21 protein-coding genes are annotated in these 17,886 nt (G+C 64.6%); 17 read left to right on the forward strand and 4 right to left on the reverse strand.

The window, feature by feature from the left end; translation table 11 throughout:
- The first annotated feature begins 18 nt into the window (after positions 1-18).
- The 13 genes from G4G27_RS20025 to G4G27_RS24245 all read left to right on the forward strand — a co-directional run bounded on the left by G4G27_RS20025 (position 19) and on the right by G4G27_RS24245 (position 9,409).
- Positions 19-1,050 carry a nitronate monooxygenase gene (locus tag G4G27_RS20025; protein WP_183110265.1) on the forward strand — a complete coding sequence of 344 codons (1,032 nt, stop codon included), beginning with the start codon at positions 19-21 and terminating at the stop codon, positions 1,048-1,050.
- Positions 1,051-1,641 carry a YdeI/OmpD-associated family protein gene (locus G4G27_RS20030; RefSeq protein WP_183110266.1) on the forward strand — a complete coding sequence of 197 codons (591 nt, stop codon included), beginning with the start codon at positions 1,051-1,053 and terminating at the stop codon, positions 1,639-1,641.
- Between the two features lie 350 nt (positions 1,642-1,991).
- A complete protein-coding gene (locus G4G27_RS20035) occupies positions 1,992-2,702 on the forward strand; it encodes a hypothetical protein (RefSeq protein ID WP_183110267.1) in 711 nt (236 codons plus the stop codon).
- 98 nt (positions 2,703-2,800) lie between these two features.
- Positions 2,801-3,283 carry a YbgC/FadM family acyl-CoA thioesterase gene (locus G4G27_RS20040; RefSeq protein ID WP_183110268.1) on the forward strand — a complete coding sequence of 161 codons (483 nt, stop codon included), beginning with the start codon at positions 2,801-2,803 and terminating at the stop codon, positions 3,281-3,283.
- Entirely contained in the window at positions 3,283-3,981 is a 699-nt protein-coding gene (tolQ, locus tag G4G27_RS20045; RefSeq protein ID WP_183110269.1) for a protein TolQ, read from the forward strand. The genes G4G27_RS20040 and tolQ overlap by 1 nt, the downstream gene beginning before the upstream one ends.
- A gap of 3 nt (positions 3,982-3,984) precedes the next feature.
- On the forward strand, positions 3,985-4,419 hold the full coding sequence (gene tolR, locus G4G27_RS20050; RefSeq protein WP_183110270.1) for a protein TolR: 435 nt from the start codon (positions 3,985-3,987) through the stop codon (positions 4,417-4,419).
- A 30-nt stretch (positions 4,420-4,449) separates the two neighbouring features.
- Positions 4,450-5,328: a cell envelope biogenesis protein TolA gene (locus tag G4G27_RS20055; RefSeq protein ID WP_183110271.1), complete on the forward strand. Its 879-nt coding sequence runs from the start codon at positions 4,450-4,452 to the stop codon at positions 5,326-5,328.
- A 9-nt stretch (positions 5,329-5,337) separates the two neighbouring features.
- A complete protein-coding gene (gene tolB, locus G4G27_RS20060) occupies positions 5,338-6,735 on the forward strand; it encodes a Tol-Pal system beta propeller repeat protein TolB (RefSeq protein WP_183110272.1) in 1,398 nt (465 codons plus the stop codon).
- Positions 6,736-6,805: 70 nt separating this feature from the next.
- Complete coding sequence (gene pal, locus G4G27_RS20065; protein ID WP_183110273.1) at positions 6,806-7,306, forward strand: peptidoglycan-associated lipoprotein Pal; 501 nt, start codon at positions 6,806-6,808, stop codon at positions 7,304-7,306.
- A 243-nt stretch (positions 7,307-7,549) separates the two neighbouring features.
- Positions 7,550-8,452, forward strand: a complete 903-nt coding sequence (locus G4G27_RS20070) for an SPFH domain-containing protein (RefSeq protein ID WP_183110274.1) — start codon at positions 7,550-7,552, stop codon at positions 8,450-8,452.
- A 10-nt stretch (positions 8,453-8,462) separates the two neighbouring features.
- Positions 8,463-8,675 (forward strand): toxin-antitoxin system HicB family antitoxin, encoded by a 213-nt coding sequence (locus G4G27_RS20075; protein WP_183110275.1) that lies wholly within the window; start codon positions 8,463-8,465, stop codon positions 8,673-8,675.
- Complete coding sequence (locus G4G27_RS20080; RefSeq protein ID WP_183110276.1) at positions 8,675-8,941, forward strand: hypothetical protein; 267 nt, start codon at positions 8,675-8,677, stop codon at positions 8,939-8,941. The genes G4G27_RS20075 and G4G27_RS20080 overlap by 1 nt, the downstream gene beginning before the upstream one ends.
- 231 nt (positions 8,942-9,172) lie before the next feature.
- Positions 9,173-9,409, forward strand: coding sequence for a hypothetical protein (locus G4G27_RS24245; RefSeq protein ID WP_244624433.1), 237 nt, complete (start codon positions 9,173-9,175; stop codon positions 9,407-9,409).
- Here the strand turns inward: G4G27_RS24245 and G4G27_RS20090 are convergent.
- Genes G4G27_RS20090 through G4G27_RS20100 form a run of 3 tightly spaced genes read right to left on the reverse strand, consistent with a single transcriptional unit; the run spans position 9,406 to position 12,466 of the window.
- The gene (locus G4G27_RS20090) at positions 9,406-10,266 is read right to left on the reverse strand and encodes a S1/P1 nuclease (protein WP_183110277.1); all 861 of its coding nucleotides are present in this window, start codon (positions 10,264-10,266) and stop codon (positions 9,406-9,408) included. The two genes, G4G27_RS24245 and G4G27_RS20090, sit on opposite strands and share 4 nt — an antisense overlap.
- A gap of 52 nt (positions 10,267-10,318) precedes the next feature.
- On the reverse strand, positions 10,319-11,269 hold the full coding sequence (locus G4G27_RS20095; RefSeq protein WP_183110278.1) for an isoaspartyl peptidase/L-asparaginase: 951 nt from the start codon (positions 11,267-11,269) through the stop codon (positions 10,319-10,321).
- 24 nt (positions 11,270-11,293) lie between these two features.
- Positions 11,294-12,466 (reverse strand): acyltransferase, encoded by a 1,173-nt coding sequence (locus G4G27_RS20100; protein ID WP_183110279.1) that lies wholly within the window; start codon positions 12,464-12,466, stop codon positions 11,294-11,296.
- A 95-nt stretch (positions 12,467-12,561) separates the two neighbouring features.
- Between G4G27_RS20100 and G4G27_RS20105 the strand changes: the two genes are divergently transcribed.
- Entirely contained in the window at positions 12,562-13,404 is an 843-nt protein-coding gene (locus G4G27_RS20105; RefSeq protein ID WP_183110280.1) for a LytTR family DNA-binding domain-containing protein, read from the forward strand.
- On the opposite strand, the gene G4G27_RS20110 is transcribed toward G4G27_RS20105, so the two are convergent.
- Positions 13,358-14,545, reverse strand: a complete 1,188-nt coding sequence (locus G4G27_RS20110; protein WP_183110281.1) for an acyltransferase family protein — start codon at positions 14,543-14,545, stop codon at positions 13,358-13,360. The genes G4G27_RS20105 and G4G27_RS20110 overlap by 47 nt on opposite strands.
- A gap of 73 nt (positions 14,546-14,618) precedes the next feature.
- Between G4G27_RS20110 and G4G27_RS20115 the strand changes: the two genes are divergently transcribed.
- The 3 genes from G4G27_RS20115 (at position 14,619) to G4G27_RS20125 (ending at position 17,885) form a co-directional block, all read left to right on the forward strand.
- Positions 14,619-15,734 (forward strand): DUF3089 domain-containing protein, encoded by a 1,116-nt coding sequence (locus G4G27_RS20115; protein ID WP_183110282.1) that lies wholly within the window; start codon positions 14,619-14,621, stop codon positions 15,732-15,734.
- Between the two features lie 58 nt (positions 15,735-15,792).
- Positions 15,793-16,911, forward strand: coding sequence for a flavodoxin-dependent (E)-4-hydroxy-3-methylbut-2-enyl-diphosphate synthase (gene ispG / locus G4G27_RS20120; RefSeq protein ID WP_183110283.1), 1,119 nt, complete (start codon positions 15,793-15,795; stop codon positions 16,909-16,911).
- Between the two features lie 500 nt (positions 16,912-17,411).
- Positions 17,412-17,885 (forward strand): TIGR02281 family clan AA aspartic protease, encoded by a 474-nt coding sequence (locus G4G27_RS20125; protein WP_183110284.1) that lies wholly within the window; start codon positions 17,412-17,414, stop codon positions 17,883-17,885.
- The last annotated feature ends 1 nt before the right edge of the window (position 17,886 follow it).

Genomic DNA, 17,886 nt, shown 5'->3' on the forward strand with positions numbered 1-17,886 from the left:
GGACCCTAAGCCCCCGCCATGAATCAGATAACTTCGATCGGCGCCGAGCGCCTGCAGCGGCGCATGGCGCGGGGCGCCGCCTTCCTGGGCAGCGAGGTCGCGATCCTGTGCGGCGCCATGTCCTGGGTCAGCGAGCGCAATCTCGTCTCGGCCATGTCCAACGCCGGCGGCTTCGGCCTGATCGCGTGCGGTGCGATGACCCCAGAATTGCTCGATGCAGAGATCGCCGGCACCAAGACGCTCACGACCAGGCCGTTCGGCGTGAACCTGATCACCATGCATCCCGGCCTGTTCGACCTGATCGAGGTCTGCAACAAGCACGGCGTCAGCCATGTCGTGCTGGCGGGTGGCCTGCCGCCGACCGGCAGCATCGATGCGATCAAGGCTAATGGCGCGAAGCTGATCTGTTTCGCGCCCGCGCTCAGCCTGGCCAAGAAGCTGATCCGTTCCGGCGTCGATGCGCTGGTGGTCGAGGGCATGGAAGCGGGCGGACATATCGGCCCGGTCTCGACCAGCGTGCTGGCGCAGGAAATCCTACCCGAAGTCGCCGAGCAGGTGCCGGTGTTCGTTGCCGGCGGGATCGGCCGGGGCGAAGCGATCGCCGCTTATCTCGACATGGGTGCGGCCGGTGTGCAACTCGGCACGCGCTTCGTGTGCGCGACCGAAAGCATCGCGCACACCAATTTCAAAAAGGCCTTCATTCGCGCCTCGGCACGCGATGCGGTTGCCAGTGTGCAGATCGACCCGCGCTTGCCGGTCATTCCGGTGCGCGCGCTGAAAAACGCGTCGAGCGAGTTGTTCACCGCCAAACAGCGTGAGGTCGCGCAATTGCTCGATGAGGGCAGCGTCGCGATGGGCGAGGCGCAATTGCAGATCGAACATTATTGGGCCGGCGCGCTGCGCCGCGCGGTGATCGACGGCGATGTCGAGAATGGCTCGATGATGGCCGGCCAGTCGGTCGGTATGGTCACGAAGGAAGAACCGGTGGCCGAGATCATCGCGACGCTGATGGCCGAAGCGGCCCATGCGCTGGAGAAGCGGGCGGCCTGAATGGAGATCGAGCGCGCCGGCCTGCCGATCCTGGCTTTTGCCGATGCCAAGGCATGGGAAGCCTGGCTCGGCAGACAGCCGCGCACGTCGAAGGGCGTGTGGCTCAAACTGGCCAAGGCCAGCGCTGGCGCCCCCTCAGTGAGCAAGGCGCAAGCGATCGACGGTGCGCTGGTCCATGGCTGGATCGATGGCCAGCTCAACCCTTTCGACGCCGACTGGTGGCTGATCCGCTTCACCCCGCGCAAGCCGCGGAGCAAATGGTCGGAGAAGAACCGCATCCGCGCGATCGAGCTGATCGCTGCGGGCCGGATCGCACCGGCGGGACAAGTGGAAATCGAGGCGGCCAAAGCGGACGGTCGCTGGGACGCGGCCTATGCGCCGCAAAGCACGATCGAGGTGCCGGATGATCTCGCCGCAGCGCTGGATGCGGAACCCGGTGCCAGGTCTTTTTTCGGCACGCTGACCGGTGCGAACCGCTACGCCATATTGTATCGCATCCATGAAGCGAAGAAGCCCGAGACCCGTGCCGCGCGGATCACGAAGTTTGTCGGCATGTGTGCGCGGGGCGAAACGGTGCACGGCAATCGGTGAGACCATGCGTCTTGCGTCGGCGGTCGGCCGGGTCAGCCATTATTCGTCAAGTATCTGATATGTAAAGAATTAAACGCTTCTCCGGCCGAAGGGATGGCGGGAAAAGATATTACACTACCGGTGTCCCATATCTCGCCGCCGTTCCGCAGCCATGGCACCGGCGGCGATTCAATCATGACGCAGGACCGGGCACGTCATCCCCTGCCGAACATGTACCGGTGCGCTCTTTCTCAGTGTCGGAAAATGGATGGGTCCAGCGCCGCCGGCGCAATGGCTTGGCGCACGACCTAACCCGATCTTAACCGTGTTGCGCCGATGCTGTCCGGGCCGGGGGGCGATGGAGAGCTTCGATGACACGCCTGTACCGCGTCCTGTCGCTGTCGTTCGCGCTTCTGGCGATGCCGGGTTGCGCGACCCGGCAAGTCGCCCTGGCGCCGCCGCCACCGCCAATGGTTCCGGTACCGTTGCCACCGTCCTTGCCGATGCCGGCGGGTGCTCATCCCGGCATGGCGATTCCCGTCATGCTCGGCGATGGCAGCTATCCGACGCCCAATCGCGATCTTTCGGCTGCCGCGAGCGTCTGGCATTTGCGCGCCGGGTTGAACTTCGCCGCGCTCGCCTGTCGCGGGCCGCAAGCGGGGATCATCGTCGCAAACTACAATGCCATGCTGACCGGGCGCAAAACGGTATTGGCCGAGGCGGAACGGTCGCTGGCGGCGGAGTATCGCGCTATCGGCGGCGCTGTCTGGCGCGATTCCTATGACGACGCGATGACTCGGCTGTACAATTATTATGCCCAAGCCCCGGCGCGCACAGCGCTATGCGACACGGCCGACCGAATCCTTGCCGAGGCGGTGACGGTGCCGGCCGAAAGCTTCACACTGTTTGCCGCGGCGCGTTTGCCCGAGCTCGACCGGAGCTTCACCGATTTCTACCGCGCCTATGACGCGTGGCGCACGCAGCGCCAGCCGTCCGGCCCGATCATCGCGCTCGTGTCGAACACCGCGCAGCGCCTGTCGCCGAGGATCGAGATCGATCCGGCGATTTTTCGCATGCCCTGACGCTCAACCCGGAAAATCTCCTCGGCTGGTTGGCAAGTGGTGCCCAATGCGGGCCGAACGGGGTTCCTTACCGCGCCCCGCTTCGCTACGACGAACCGATGGCCGAGCATGATCCCGACCAGCCGAGCCTCGATCTGCCGACCGGTGGGCGCTTCGCCGACCGGCAGCACCGTTTCCCGATCCGCGTCTATTTCGAGGACACCGATCTTTCGGGGATGGTCTATCACGCCAATTATCTGCGCTTCATGGAACGCGCCCGCTCGGACATGCTGCGCCTTGTCGGGGTCGATCAGCGCGGCGCGCATGATGCCGGCGAGGGCGCCTATGCGATCACCGAGCTTACCATTCGCTACAAGGCGCCGGCGAAACTCGACGACGCGCTGGTCGTTGTGTCGAGCGTGATCCGGGTGCGCGCGGCATCGGTGGATATTCAGCAACGAGTCATGCGTGGTGCGGAGATACTGACCATCGCTGAGGTGACCGCGGCGCTGGTCGCGGCATCGGGGCGACCGCGCCGGCAACCAAAACATTGGGTCGAGGCGTTCGAGCGTCTCGTCAGGCAGGAAATAGAAGGAAAGTAATGAGCGTATTGCTGAATACCGATGCCGCGACCATGTCGCCCATCGCCCTGTTTCTGCAGGCCGATTTCGTCGTGAAGTTCGTCATGCTCGGCCTGTTGCTGGCGAGCATATGGACTTGGGCGATCATCGTCAGCTTCGCACTCAAGATCGGGCGCACGCGCAAGAAGATCGATCGCTTCGAGCGCGATTTCTGGAAGGCCGAGGATATCGACGCCTTCCATCGTATCGAGGGCGACAGCGACCTGCCGATCGCCAAGGTCTTCTCATCCGGCGTGGCCGAATGGCGGCGCTCCACCGCAAGCGGCCTGGTCGATCGCGGCGGCACGCGTGAGCGGCTGGCGACGGCGATGGGTGCGTCGGTCGCGCATGAGATCGATAAATTGTCGGACCGGCTCAACATCCTCGCCACGGTCGGCTCGGTCGCGCCGTTCGTCGGATTGTTCGGCACCGTGTGGGGCATCATGCGCAGCTTCACCGGCATCGCGCAGCAGCAGAGCACCTCGCTCGCGGTGGTCGCACCGGGCATCGCCGAAGCGCTGTTCGCGACCGCGATCGGCCTGTTCGCGGCGATTCCGGCGGTGATCGCCTATAACCGCTTCAGCCATGGCATCAACCGGATCGAGGCGCGGCTCAATCGTTTCGCCGATGGCTTCCATGCGACGCTGAGCCGGCAACTCGAGACCGAGGTTCGGAAATAGGCGATGTCGATCAACCTTCCCTCGCAACGGGGCCGTGGCCGCCGGGCGCCGATGGCGGACATCAACGTCACGCCATTGGTCGATGTCATGCTGGTGTTGCTGATCATCTTCATGGTCACCGCGCCGCTGCTCACCGCGGGCGTGCCGGTCAACCTGCCGGACAGCCGTGCCAAGCCGCTCGACCAGGACCAGAAGCCGGTGCAGATTTCGCTCGACGAGCAGGGCAAGCTGTTCGTCGATGATGACGAAGTGACCGACGCGCTGCTGCCCGATGTGCTGCAGCAGATCGCCAGAAAGACCGAAAATGGACAACCGCCGCAGATCTTCCTGCGCGCCGACAAGACGCTGAAATACGACCGGGTCATGCGCGTGATGGGTGAACTCAACCGCGCCGGCCTCAACCGCGTCGCGCTGGTCACGGTGGGCAGCGACAAGTGAAGACGCGCCAACGGTATTTGAGGTAGCCCGGTGGAACGGAGCGAAAAGATCGGGCTGGGCGTCGCCGTGCTGGGCCATGTCGTGCTGTTCGGCGCCTTGTCGCTGAGCTGGCTCTGGCCTCCGGAAGAAACGCCCAAGGCGAAACCGATCGAAATCTCGCTGGTCGATGATGTCGCGCTGGAGTCGCAGGCGCCGCCATCGACCGAGCCGCCGGCGCAATCGCGTGCGCCCGAAGAGGCGCCGCCCGAAGACGCCGCACCGCCCGAGCCGGCGGTGGAAGAACCTGCCCCAACGCCGCCGGCCAAGCAGCCCGAGCCCGCGCCGGCGCCCAAACCCGCGCCCAAGGCGCCGCCACCGCCCAAGAAACCGCCGGTGACGAAACCCGACAAGGCCAAGACCCCGCCGGCCAAAACCGCGACCACCGCGCCGAAAGCGGCCAGCGTCGCCAAGGCGACCGGGGACAAGCCGGGGGCGAAACGGCGCAATCCGGGTGGTTTTGCTCTGTCCGCCGAAACGCTTAAGGGTCTGTCCGCTGCGCCGTCCAAGTCCAAAACGGCAACGCCGCCGGGTGCGACGATGAATACACAGGCTGCCGCCGATATCGGTTCGGCGATCGTCCGCCAGGTTCAGCCCTGCGCCAACCGCCAGGTCAAGCCGGGACCGGGCGCCGAGCGAATCCGCGTGCAGATCCGGCTGCAGCTCAACAAGGACGGATCATTGGCTGCGCGCCCGACGATCGTCGGGCATACCGGCGTGGATGACGAAAATGGCCGCTATGTCGACGCGGTCGACCGCAACGCGATCGCGACCTTCATGGGCTGTTCGCCGCTGCGCGGCTTGCCGATCGAATTGTACGACGTGCCCCGTGGCTGGAAGACGTTCAGCCTACGTTACAATCTACCCGGGTGAGGATAGACCATGATGCACCACAGTAAATATCTGGCGCTCGCGCTGGCGCTTTCCGGAACCACCGCCGCCTTGGCGCAGACTGCGCCGCCTCCCGTCCAGCCGTCCCAGCCGGGTCAGACCGCGCCGGCCGCCGGCCAGCAGCCGGACGAACTGGTCGTCGATGTCGTTGGCGGCATCTCGGCGCCACTCGGCATCGCCATCCCCGTCATGCCGACCGCCGCGGTGGTCAACACGCCGGCCGGCAGCACCGATGAGCTTGGGCGCCAGCTTGCCGCGATCGTGACCAACGATCTGCGCAACAGCGGTTTGTTCAAGCCGATCGCATCGGGCGGCCTGAAAGGCGTGGCCTTTCCCGAGGTGACCGCGCCGACCTTCGATTATTGGGGCGGTGCCGGCGCGTCCGCGCTGGTCCAGGGTTATATTCGCGCCAATGGCGACGGGACGCTGACCGTCGGCTGTTATCTCTACGATGTGTTTTCGCGCAACGAACTCGCGCGTCAGGGTTTCGTCGTACCGCCCGGCGACTGGCGGCGCGCGGGACACAAATGCGCCGATATGGTCTATTCGAAGCTGACCGGCGAAGGGCCTTATTTCGACAGTCGCGTCATCTATGTCTCGGAAACCGGCTCAAAGGCCAAGCGGATCAAGCGCTTGTCGATCATGGATCAGGACGGCGCCAATCACCGCTTCCTGACCAACGGCCAGTCGATCGTGTTGACGCCGCGCTTCGCGCCGAACCAGCAGACGGTCGTTTATATGAGCTATCTCAACGATCGGCCGGCGATCTATGTCTATGACATCGGGACCGGCAAGCAGCATTTGCTGGTCAACAATCCCAGCCTGAGCTTCTCGCCGCGCGTATCGCCTGATGGCCGCACCGTCGTGTTCTCGATGGCGGTCGCCGGCAATACCGACCTCTACAAGGTGGCGATAACCGGCGGCTCGCCGCAGCGGCTGACCGATGCCCCGGGGATCGACACCGGCGCCAGCTTCTCACCTGACGGCAGCCGGATTGTGTTCGAAAGCGATCGTTCGGGCGCGCAGCAAATCTATGTCATGAACGCCGATGGATCGAACCAACAGCGCATCTCGTTCGGCAGCGGACGTTATGCGACGCCGGTGTGGAGCCCGCGCGGCGACCTGATCGCCTTCACCAAGATCGCGGGCAATTTCCGCATCGGCGTGATGAGCCCGTCGGGCAGCGGCGAAAAGCTGCTCACCGACGACTGGCAGGACGAAGGACCGAGCTGGTCGCCCAATGGCCGCGTGCTGATGTTCCATCGCCAGGGCCGCGGTGGCGCCGGCAAGGCTGATCTTTGGTCGGTCGACCTGACCGGCGTCAATGAACGCCGCGTGCCGACGCCGCTCGATGGATCCGATCCGGGTTGGGGACCGTTACGTCGTTGAGACCGTTACACCCCCGATGCCGATTTTCGGCCGAGACACGACTTACGACTTTATAAGAAGGAGACGCCAGATGGCCAGATTGACCACCACGCTCATCATCGCGACAGCGCTGCTTGCGACCGCGGCCTGCTCGAAGAAGCGGCCGGAAACGCTGCCGCCGGCGCCGGGTGAGCAAACCTCCGGCCCGACCACGACCGACAATGTCGTGCCCGGTTCGCGCGCCGATTTCGAGCGTTCGGTGACCAGCAACACCGTCAATTTCGCGCTCGATCGTTATGATATCGACGCCCGTGCGCGCGAAATTCTCGACAGCCAGGTGGCATGGCTCGCCAAATGGCCCAATGTCCCGGTCAGCCTCGAAGGTCATGCCGATGAACGCGGTACGCGCGAATACAATTTGGCGCTCGGTGATCGTCGTGCCAATGCGGCGAAGAATTATCTCGCCGGGCGTGGTGTGAACCCGGCGCGGATTTCGACCATCAGCTATGGTAAGGAACGCCCGATCGCACTCGGGTCGGACGAGGCAAGCTGGGCGCAGAACCGCCGCGCCGTGACGATTGTGCTGAACTAAAAAAAACCCCTCTCCCTTCAGGGGAGAGGAGTATCGGGTCGGCCATGCTGGCCCGCCGCGCAGCGGTGGGAGGGTGAGGGCGACGCTGCTTGAGGCAGTGTCGCCCTTTCCATGTCAGCTCGCCCTCACCCTTCCGCGCTTCGCGCTCCCTCCCTCTCCCCAAATGGGAGAGAGGGAATCGATTCCGCTTGCACCGATCCAATACCCGATATAAATATGATATCATATTAACGGGAGGTTCCAATGTCGGATTCGGGTACGACCAACACCGCGCTCACGCTGTCGCGTGAGCGGCCGGCGGTGACGTCGAGCGGTTATATCATGCTGTTGCTGATGCTCGTCGCGATCATGGCGGCCGTGTTCGGGGCGTCGCTGATGCAGAACGATCCTGGTCTTGGCGGCATGATCATCGCCACCTCGGTCATCGTCTTCGCTTTCATCCTGTGCGGCTTTTATATGCAGCAGCCCAACCAGGCGACCGCGATCACCCTGTTCGGCGCATATAAAGGCACCGACCGCAATACCGGTCTGCGCTGGCTGATGCCGTGGCTTGGCCGCAAAAAGGTGTCGCTACGCGCCAACAACATGATCTCCGAACGCTTGAAGGTGAACGACCTGCGCGGCAACCCGATCGAGATCGCCGCGCAAGTGGTGTGGCGCGTGACCGACACCGCTCAGGCGCTGTTCGACATCGATGACTACAAGTCGTTCGTGATCGTTCAGATCGAGGCTGCGGTGCGTACGATCGGTTCGCGTTACCCTTATGACGATTTCGAACATCAGGAAATCACGCTGCGCGGCAATCACGATCAGGTCGCGGTCGAATTGCGCCAGGAACTGATCGCGCGGCTGGTGGTCGCAGGCATCACGGTCGATGAATGCGGCTTCACTCACCTCGCTTATGCGCAGGAGATCGCGGGGGCCATGCTTCGCCGGCAACAGGCGCAGGCGGTGGTCGCGGCACGCAAGACCCTGGTCGAGGGCGCGGTCGGCATGGTCGAAATGGCGCTCGAATTGCTCAGCGAGAAGAATGTCGTCCATCTCGATGACGAACGCCGCGCGGCGATGGTCTCGAATCTGATGGTCGTGCTGTGCGGCGAGCGCGATACGCAGCCGGTGGTCAATACGGGCAGCCTGTACCAATAGGTCGCGCGGCATGACGCCCCCTTCCAAAAAGGCGTTCCCGCTGCGCCTCGATCCCGCGCTCTACGCGGCGATCGAGCGCGCCGCGGCGAGCGACCTGCGCAGCGTCAACGCGCAGGTCGAATGCCTGCTTCGCGAGGCGCTGGCGAAGCGAGGGGTGAAGCTGGAAGCGCCGGTGCCGGCCAAGCGTGGGCGCCCGCCGAAATCGAGCGCAGGAGAAGCGTGATGGACATCGAATCGATCAAACGTGCCGATCGGGCAGGTGATGGATATTGGTTCGCGCCCAAGCTGTTCGGCCTCGGCGCAACGCCGGTGACTTGGCAGGGCTGGGCGATGACCCTGACCTATGTCGCGGCGATGCTCGCGACGCTGCGTCTCCTGCCGGGCATCGGTCCGCGCGTCCTCGTCTGCCTTGCCGTGACGGCCGCCTATATGAACATTGCCGCGCGCAAGACCGAAGGCGGCTGGCATTGGCGCTGGGGCGGCAAGTGACGGCCATGATGAAGATGCCGGGATTCGCCCTCACCGCGTTCGCCGCCGCGCCCGCTACCGCCGCTACAGCCCCGGCGACGACCGAGCTGACCGTACCCGGTCCGCAGGGGCCGATCGCGAACCCTGGTCGATCCCGGTGGTAAAGGGCCGGCGATCATCATCATCCCGGGTTCCGGCCCGACCGATCGCGACGGCAACAACCCGCTCGGCGTCAAGGCCGCGCCGTACCGCATGCTCGCCGAAGCGCTCGCAGCGCGCGGCATCGCGACGCCGCGCGCCGACAAACGCGGGTTGGCCGTCGCCGCGCCGCGTGCGACGCTGACGCTACTCCCCGGCGTCAACCATGTGCTGAAGCTGGTCGCCACCGACGACCGCGCGGCGAATCGGGCGACTTATGGTGATCCGACCTTGCCGATCGCGCCGGCGGTGGTCGATACGGTTGCCGCCTTTGTAACGACGCCGCGTTAACCCAGCGCTTCGTCGAGCAAACGCGCCAGCCTTAAGCCGCCCCGTTCGATTTCGAGCCGCGCGGTCGGCACCAATTTTTCGATCGTTGCCTGGTCGAGTTTCGCTCGCGCCGGCACCGGACCACAGGCATCGCCGCCAAGTGCGGTTGCATAGGTCGCATCATGCGCGACCTGCCAGCTCTCCCGACTCCAGTCCTCGACGCTACCCGCCTGGATCGCTGCCTTCTCTTCCGGCGAATAGCGCCGCACCAGCGACGGCGGCGTGGAGATCGCGCGCTCGGCGAGATAGCCGTCCCAGATTGCGTGCAGGTTGAGCCGTTCGGGCGCATAAGCGCCGTAAGCGGCGGTCACCTTGTTGCCGCCGAGATCGCCCCGGTCGCCGGCGTGGAGCGGCTGGTGCAGATCGCCCATGAAATGGACCAGGAAGGCCAGCGCCTGGACGCGTTCGCGCATCGGCAGCGTCTTGTCCTTGAGCAATTTCACGTCGCGCTCGATCTGCGCCGAGACGCAATTGCCGTCGCGGCACGCCGATTTCAGGTCGAACGGCTTGCACACATCGACATTCTGATAATGCCAGTTGGGCGTGTAGCTGAAGCGCGGACCCAATGTCTTGATACAGTCCGCCCACACGCTGGCCTGCTCGATCGTCCGGGCGGGACAGGTCGGGGTCTCGAGCAACTGCGCATGGCGCAGGATGCGCTCGATCGCGGCGCGGGTTTCCGGCTTGGCATTGCGATAGCCGATCGTGGCGACCGTCTCATGGCCATATTCCCAATAGGCGGAAACGGGCGCGGCGATGGTGACCGCGAACAAGGCGAACAGGACGGGGGCGAGCAGGGCGGGGAGGATGCGACTCATGGCACCGCTCTACTCCTCTCGCTTCCCCGGACAAGAGCGAGAGGTGTCCCCTTTATTCGTCGGCGTAGATCGCGATCGATCGTGCGCCATCGGACGTTGTGCGCGCGCGGTTCATGCCTGCGGTGATGAAGCTCCACGCCAGCTCGCCGTTCGGCGCGGCGACGATCACCCCGCCGGTGCCGCCCAGCGAGCGGACGTCGGCAAGCACCGCGTCCGCTGCGTCCTGTACGGTCGTGCCGCTGAGCCGGACCCGGGCGCAAATCTCGTGCGCGACGCCGGCGCGGATGAAGAATTCGCCCGCGCCCGTCGCCGACACCGCGCAGGCGCGGTCGTCGGCATAGGTGCCCGCGCCGATCAATGGCGAATCGCCGACTCGGCCCCAGCGCTTACCGGTCACGCCGCCGGTCGAGGTCGCCGCTGCGACATGGCCGTGCACATCGCACGCGACCGCGCCGACCGTGCCGTATTTCATGTCCACGTCGAACGCGTCGCCACCGCGTGATTTGAGCTCGTCCAGCTGCCGGCGTCGTTCGGGCAGGGCGAACCAGTCCTGATCCGCTTGGTCGAGTCCCGCATCGATCGAGAAGCCGTCGGCGCCCGCGCCGGACAGCAGCACGTGCCGCCCGGCCACCATCACCGCCTGCGCCAGATCGACCGGGTGACGCGTCGCGGTGATGCCAGCCACCGCGCCCGCGCGGCGGTCGCGTCCGTCCATGATCGCGGCATCCAGTTCGGCCACGCCGTCGAAGCTGAGCGCCGCGCCGCGCCCGGCGTTGAAATGCGGATCGTCCTCGAGCACGCGCACCGCCGCGGCCACTGCATCGAGTGCCGATCCGCCACGACCGAGTACCGCCGACCCCGCGTCGAGCGCTTCTGCAAGCCCTGTGCGGATGCCGGCGTCCTGCGCGGGCGTCAGCCGGTCGCGGGTCATCATGCCCGCCCCGCCATGGATCATCAGCGTCCAGCGCCGATCGGCAACGGGGTCGAGAACGGGGTCGGGCATGGTCGAGTTTCCGGTATCGGCGGGTCAGATAATCGCGGGTCTGGTATCAGATGGCAGGGGGCGTGCCACCCTTGCGCGCAACCCGATCAGCGGCCGCAGCCACCCCACTTCGCGTCCGACCAGATAAAAGGCCCAGCATCCGGCGACCGTGGTCGTGACCAGAATGACGAACTCGACGCCCGGCGGCAGGTGGAAAGGCAACAGCGCGAATTCGACGCCGACGATGATCGTCTGATGGATGATGTAGAAGGGGAACACCGCCTCGGTCAGCGTCGCGCGCCAGCGATGGTCGCGGTTCCAATGGCTGTCGGCAAAGCCGATCAGCGCGATGATCGTGCTCCAGCCCTGGATTGCACGCGCCCAGGAAAAGACCTGGCCAAAGGGCCAGGGCATGGCACTGCCGGGCCAGTTCCATTCGATCGTCGCGACCACCGCATAGCTTGCCACCGCTACGATCGCAGCCGGACGCCACCAGCGCCCGATCGCGGCAAAGGCGGGTGTCGACCCGGCCAGCGCAAAACCGAACAGGAATCCCGGTAAATATTGCGCATGCGCGACCCCGTCGTCGAATAGCGCATGCGTCTCGCGAGCACCCGGGAACAGCCATGCCGCAATGAGGATCAGCCACGCGGCCGGAATCAGCCAAGCGCCGATCCCGCCGAAGATGCGGTCGAACACGACCTGCAGCTTGAGTCGCTCGAGCAATGCCCCAATCAAGACGGCGCCAATCGCCAGCGCCATGGTGTAGACCCACAGATAAACCACGAACCACAGATGCTGCCAGGTCGGCAGGATGATGCCCATGAGCTTGCCGAAGCGAAAATAGTCATGCAGCCAGAAGGTCCACAAGCTGCCGGAATAGCCGTATTTGCTGGCCAGTTCGGCCCAGGGCTGCAGCGGGATGACCACCAGCACGCCGAACAGCAGCGGGATCAGCAAGCGCTTGCTGCGCGATCCGGCGAAAGCCCATGTGCCGCCGCCCTTCATCAGCAGCGCGCGGCTGGCATAACCCGACACCACGAACAGCAGCAGCAGCCGCCAGCTATTGGTCGCGAGCATCGGAATCGCCACCCATTCCATCGGGTGGGCGGTCTTCACATGATAGTCCCACGGCACGAAGACCATGCCGATATGGTAGAAAATGAGCAGCCCGAATGCGCCGATCCGAAGCCAGTCCAGTCCGTAGTGCCGTTCCATCTCAGTCCCTTTAACGCGTAAGATGGCGCTGGCTAGCGAGCAGCGCGCTCCGCCGGTATCGGGGAGGGGCGGATGGCGGCGAGCAGGGGACAAGCGTGACGCATAGCGGGACCAGCGGCGGGGATGGCGGGACGACCGGCGCGCGGCGGCGGCTCGTGCTGCTGCTCGGCGCCGGCTTCACGGTGATCCTGATCGCGATCACGATCGCCAATGCCGAATCGATGATGAGCGACTTCGCCTCGGCCGGCATCGCGGTTACCCGGACTCATGTCTGGGTGTGGGAAGTGTCGAGCATCATTGCCTGGCTCAGCCTGGCACCGCCGGTCTGGTACTTGATCGCGAAGGTCCGCCCGCCGCGCTTCACCTGGGTCCAGGTCGCGCTGATCCTGGTGCTGGCGACCGTCCCGGTATCGGCCTGGCACATCGGTTTGATGATCGTGCTGCGCAAAGCCTTTTACGCATTCGAAGGGCAAGCCTATCACTTCTTCGGACCGCTGAAGAACGCGCTGATCTACGAATATCGCAAGGATGTCGGCACCTATCTGCAATGGGCCGGCATGGCGGCGGTCGCGCAATGGTTGCTCGCCAACGCCGACGCTGCGGCGGCTCCACGGGAGGAGCCGGGCGCGGCCTTCCTCGCGGTGGCGGACGGCAGCGTCACGCATCAGGTACCGGTGGCCGAGATCGATCAGCTGACGGCGGCGGGCAATTATGTCGAGATCAGCTGGGGCACGCGCACCCTGCTCCACCGCGCGACACTCGCCGCGGTCGAAGCGGAACTGGGCGACGCGTTCGTGCGCATCCATCGCAGCCGCATCGTGCGCCGCGGCGCGATCCGCCGGGTCGAGACCGATCGCAGCGGCGACTTCACCATCGACCTGGCGAGTGGCGTCAGCGTGCGGGGGAGCCGACGCTTCCGGGCAGGGGTACAGGCCTGATCTGCGGCCGTGCGCGCAACCCGATCAACGGCCGTAGCCAGTTGATCTCGCGCCCGATCAGATAGAAACCGAGACAGGCCGATGCGGTCGCGCCGAACAGCAGCGCGAACTCGGTCCATGGTGCAAGGCCAAGCGGCAGCGTGAACCATGCCGTCACGACGATCACCGGGTGGTGGATGATGTAAAAGGGAAAGACCGCCTCGCCCAGAGTCGCGCGCCACCGATGGTCGCGGTTCCAATATGTCTCGGCGATGTGGAACAGCACGACGATCATGCTCCACGCCATGACAAGCTGCGCGGATCGCTCGATCGCCATCATCAGGTGCGAAGGCATCTCATGCGCCTGATAGATCAGTTCGAAACCGACGACGACCGCGCCGCTGGCCGATGCGATCAGCGCGGCGAGCCGCCAATGGCGCGCGATCGCCGGCCAGAGCAGCTGCGACCCGCCGAGCGCGAAGCCGAACAGGAAGATCGGCACATAATGCGAATGACCGGCCCAGTCGGTGAACAGTCCCTGTTTCTCCGGCACGACGAACAGCAGCGCCAGTTTCAGCACGACGATCACGCCGATCGGTGCCCACAGGATGCGGTGGCCCTGGCTGAGCCATTCGAACCAGCGCTGCAGCCGCGCCGCGCCGTCGCTGCCGAGCCAGGCGAGCAGCCCCGCGAGCAGCATGGTATAGGCCCAGAGATATTCGACGAACCACAGATGCTCGACACTCGGAAAGCTGCGTTCGTAAAAGGTACCGATCCGCCAGTAATCATGCGTCCAGAAGTGCATCAAGCCGAGCGGATAACCTTTCTCCATCACCCGCACCCACATTTCCGGCGGCACGATGAAGACCATCGCGAAGGCCAGCGGGATCAGCAGCCGGGCGCTGCGCGAGCGCACGAAGCCCAGCACCGAGGGCGATTTCTCGAACAGCTTGTATGAGGCATAACCCGACACCGCGAACAGCAAGGGCAAGCGCCACGGTGTCAGCAGCGCCATCGGCACGATCAGCTGCGGATAGCTATGGGCGGACTTCACCACCCAGTCCCATGGCGCGAAGACCATGCCGATATGATACAGGATCAACAGGCCGAACGCAGCGATGCGCAGCCAATCGAGCCCGTAATGGCGACCGCCTTTTATCAAACTCGTTCAACTTCATGAGAGTGGCTCGGTCTGTTATAGCGGGCGTCCAATCACCAAAAGGTTAGGACGAACGATGCGGATCGGCGGCTGGATCGGATTTGGGGGCTTACTCGTCGCGGGAGCGGCGACACCGGCGATGCCGCAGATCGGCGAGGCGCTGAAGATCGCGCGCAACAACCAGCCGCCACCATTTGCGTTCGACCCGCGCAGGGCACCGCCCGCGCCCGATTATGCAAGGGCGTCGAACTGGGCGGCGCTGCCGACAACACGTGATGAGGCGGATGTCACGCCGCGCGGCGTGACCGGCATCGACCAGCGCAGCGCCGACGCCGACGTCTTCTTCATCTACCCGACCGTGCTGATGAGTCGCACGCACTGGAACGCCGATGTCGGCGACGCCGCGCTCAACCGCAAAATCGAGGACACCACGATTCGCGCCCAGGCGAGCGTGTTCAACGGCTGCTGCGCGATCTATGCGCCGCGCTACCGCCAGATGACGCTGGGCGGCTACATCAAATGGTCGGCCAACAGCGAGGCGGCGACCGAGCTCGCTTACGGCGATGTCGCGCGCGCTTTTCGCTACTTCCTCGCCAATCACAACAAGGGCCGGCCGTTCATCATCGCCGGACACAGCCAGGGATCGCGGCTCGGCCGATTGCTGATCGAACGCGAGATCGACGGCAAGGCCGTAGCGCGGCGCATGATTGCCGCCTATCTGATCGGCACCTGGATCGAGAAGGACTGGTTCAAGGGCCTGCGCGACGTGCGCGCTTGCACCCAGGCCTATGATACCGGCTGCGTCGTCACCTGGTCGACCTATGCACAGGGGCGCAACGCGTCGTTGCAGCGGGTCAATATCGGGCGACAGTCGAAATATACGCCCGAAACCAGGATCAGGCCCTATGTCGGGATCAACCCGTATAGCTGGAGCGCCGGCGATACGATGGCGCCAAAGGCGATGAACAAGGGCAGCTGGCTTTATGGCGCGGGCGCCGGTTCCGCTGCGCCGGTACCCGGTCTGGTGTCGGGTCGGATGCGCGACGGCGCGTTGTACATCTCACCCCCGGGTAAGGCCTATACCGACCTGATGATCCCGTTCGGCAATTTCCATAATGCCGATTACAATATCGCCTATATGAACCTGCGTGAGAATGCCGTGGTGCGGGTCGGAGCCTTTTGGAAGCAATAGGTTCCGCCAAACTCCTGGTCACGCTATAGGGGAAGGTGCAGACACCCGAGGAATCCCAATGTCACTTCGTCCGTGGCGCGATATTACCCGCCGCAAGAGCCGCCAGATCATGGTCGGCAATGTTCCTGTGGGCGGCGATGCGCCGGTGACGGTGCAGACGATGACCAATACGCTGACCAGCGACCCGCGCGCGACGATCGACCAGATCCGCCGCTGCGAGGATGCCGGCGTCGATATCATCCGCGTGTCGTGCCCCGATGTAGAGAGCACCGCGGCACTGAAGCAGATCGTCCGCGCCGCCCGTGTGCCGATCGTCGCCGACATCCATTTCCACTATAAGCGCGCGCTCGAAGCCGCCGATGCCGGCGCCGCGTGCCTGCGCATCAATCCGGGCAATATCGGATCGTCCGACCGCGTGCGCGAAGTCGTCAATGCGGCCAAGGCCAATGGCTGTGCGATCCGCATCGGCGTCAATGCCGGCAGCCTTGAAAAGGACCTGCTCGAAAAATATGGCGAGCCGTGCCCGGAGGCTTTGGTCGAATCCGCGCTCGACCATATCAAGCTGCTGCAGGACCATGATTTTCACGAATTCAAGGTCGCGGTGAAGGCATCCGACCTGTTCCTCGCGGTCGCCGCATACCAACAGCTCGCCGAAGTGGTCGATTGCCCGCTGCATCTCGGTATCACCGAGGCGGGCGGGTTCGTCGGCGGCACGGTGAAGAGTGCGATCGGCATGGGTAGCCTGCTCTGGTACGGCATCGGCGACACGATCCGCGTCTCGCTCTCCGCCGAGCCGGAGGAGGAAGTCCGTGTCGGCTTCGAAATCCTCAAGAGCCTCGGCATCCGCAACCGCGGCGTGCGCGTCATCTCCTGTCCCAGCTGCGCGCGCCAGGGTTTCGATGTGATCCGCACGGTACAGGCGCTTGAGGAACGGCTCCAGCATATCCGCACGCCAATGTCGCTGTCGGTGCTGGGCTGCGTCGTCAATGGCCCGGGCGAAGCGCGCGAAACCGATATCGGCCTGACCGGCGGCGGCAATGGCAAACACATGGTCTATCTGTCGGGGGTCACCGATCACACCGTGTCGAGCGCCGATATGCTCGAGCATATCGTCAAGCTGGTCGAAGCCAAGGCGGCCGAAATTGACGCGGCGGACGAGGCGCGCGCGGCGGCGTAATGCGCTCCTAGTTCCGAGCACTCACCTCGCGAAGGGTGCCGAACCATCGGCCATGTTGTCGGTCATGAGAAAGAGCGGGACGGCGCACGAACCTCCGCCCAGCCGGGGCACTGCCATGGGCCGCCTTCTCTTTGAATCGGGGTGGGAGCGTGCGTGCACGGTGCGGTCTGGCACATGCCAAATTCCCGTGGCTAAGGGGCGTTCCGCGGGAAAACGTTTTTTTGAGCGTGCTACGGGAATTTACGGGAAAAACTGCGGGAATTTCGACGGAGCCGCACGGGAATTTTCTGACGCGTTACGGGAATATCGGGAAATGTCTTGGACAGGGGTCATGGTCTGCTCGCTTCCGCGTTTGATCGATTCAATGGCCGGTTAGATGGCTTTCACCGTGGCGCGCAAGCATAACGATATTGGCGAGTCATCTGAATCGGGCCTGCATTAGGACATTGTTTGCCATCGCTCTTAGTCCGGACCTAACGCCTGATCGTTAGGGCAAGGCCATGAAGATCGCGCTCACTATCATGGCGGTGACCGGCATCGCCATCGGCCTTGCCATCCCGGCCAAGCCCCGAGCCGCTGCTGCACCGGTGGCGCAACCGGTGGGCGACGTGCCGGTCGAAACCGTGCTCGACCGCACGCCGAACGGGCATTTCCTCGCAGTCGCCGACGTCAATGACGAGCCGATCCGCTTCGTCGTCGACACCGGGGCCGACACTGTCGCGCTGACGGTAGAGGATGCCAGGCGCGCGCATGTCGCATTCGACCCGTTGCAATTCCAGGTGGTCGGCCGTGGTGCCTCGGGCGATGTACGCGGGCAGGAGGTGCGGATCGCCAACATCGTGCTCGACGGCAAGCGCGCGACCGACGTCCGCGCCGTGGTGCTGGAGGGGAGCGACATGTCGCTGCTTGGTCATAGCTATCTGCGCCGGATGCAAAATGTGCAGATTGCCGGCGACAAGATGACGCTGCGCTAGG

This window comes from Sphingomonas sp. So64.6b (genome assembly GCF_014171475.1).
Taxonomy (GTDB): Bacteria; Pseudomonadota; Alphaproteobacteria; order Sphingomonadales; family Sphingomonadaceae; genus Sphingomonas; species Sphingomonas alpina_A.

Excerpts from the sequence above, each read along its gene's own strand:
- G4G27_RS20040 (WP_183110268.1), top strand. The coding sequence starts at position 2,801 with ATGGCCGAGCATGATCCCGACCAGCCGAGCCTCGATCTGCCGACCGGT.
- pal (WP_183110273.1), top strand. The coding sequence starts at position 6,806 with ATGGCCAGATTGACCACCACGCTCATCATCGCGACAGCGCTGCTTGCG.
- G4G27_RS20035 (WP_183110267.1), top strand. The coding sequence starts at position 1,992 with ATGACACGCCTGTACCGCGTCCTGTCGCTGTCGTTCGCGCTTCTGGCG.
- ispG (WP_183110283.1), top strand. The coding sequence starts at position 15,793 with ATGTCACTTCGTCCGTGGCGCGATATTACCCGCCGCAAGAGCCGCCAG.
- G4G27_RS20095 (WP_183110278.1), bottom strand. The coding sequence starts at position 11,269 with ATGCCCGACCCCGTTCTCGACCCCGTTGCCGATCGGCGCTGGACGCTG.
- G4G27_RS20070 (WP_183110274.1), top strand. The coding sequence starts at position 7,550 with ATGTCGGATTCGGGTACGACCAACACCGCGCTCACGCTGTCGCGTGAG.
- G4G27_RS20090 (WP_183110277.1), bottom strand. The coding sequence starts at position 10,266 with ATGAGTCGCATCCTCCCCGCCCTGCTCGCCCCCGTCCTGTTCGCCTTG.
- G4G27_RS20080 (WP_183110276.1), top strand. The coding sequence starts at position 8,675 with ATGGACATCGAATCGATCAAACGTGCCGATCGGGCAGGTGATGGATAT.
- G4G27_RS24245 (WP_244624433.1), top strand. The coding sequence starts at position 9,173 with ATGCTCGCCGAAGCGCTCGCAGCGCGCGGCATCGCGACGCCGCGCGCC.
- tolQ (WP_183110269.1), top strand. The coding sequence starts at position 3,283 with ATGAGCGTATTGCTGAATACCGATGCCGCGACCATGTCGCCCATCGCC.
- G4G27_RS20125 (WP_183110284.1), top strand. The coding sequence starts at position 17,412 with ATGAAGATCGCGCTCACTATCATGGCGGTGACCGGCATCGCCATCGGC.
- G4G27_RS20075 (WP_183110275.1), top strand. The coding sequence starts at position 8,463 with ATGACGCCCCCTTCCAAAAAGGCGTTCCCGCTGCGCCTCGATCCCGCG.
- G4G27_RS20025 (WP_183110265.1), top strand. The coding sequence starts at position 19 with ATGAATCAGATAACTTCGATCGGCGCCGAGCGCCTGCAGCGGCGCATG.
- G4G27_RS20115 (WP_183110282.1), top strand. The coding sequence starts at position 14,619 with ATGCGGATCGGCGGCTGGATCGGATTTGGGGGCTTACTCGTCGCGGGA.
- G4G27_RS20030 (WP_183110266.1), top strand. The coding sequence starts at position 1,051 with ATGGAGATCGAGCGCGCCGGCCTGCCGATCCTGGCTTTTGCCGATGCC.
- tolR (WP_183110270.1), top strand. The coding sequence starts at position 3,985 with ATGTCGATCAACCTTCCCTCGCAACGGGGCCGTGGCCGCCGGGCGCCG.
- G4G27_RS20100 (WP_183110279.1), bottom strand. The coding sequence starts at position 12,466 with ATGGAACGGCACTACGGACTGGACTGGCTTCGGATCGGCGCATTCGGG.
- tolB (WP_183110272.1), top strand. The coding sequence starts at position 5,338 with ATGATGCACCACAGTAAATATCTGGCGCTCGCGCTGGCGCTTTCCGGA.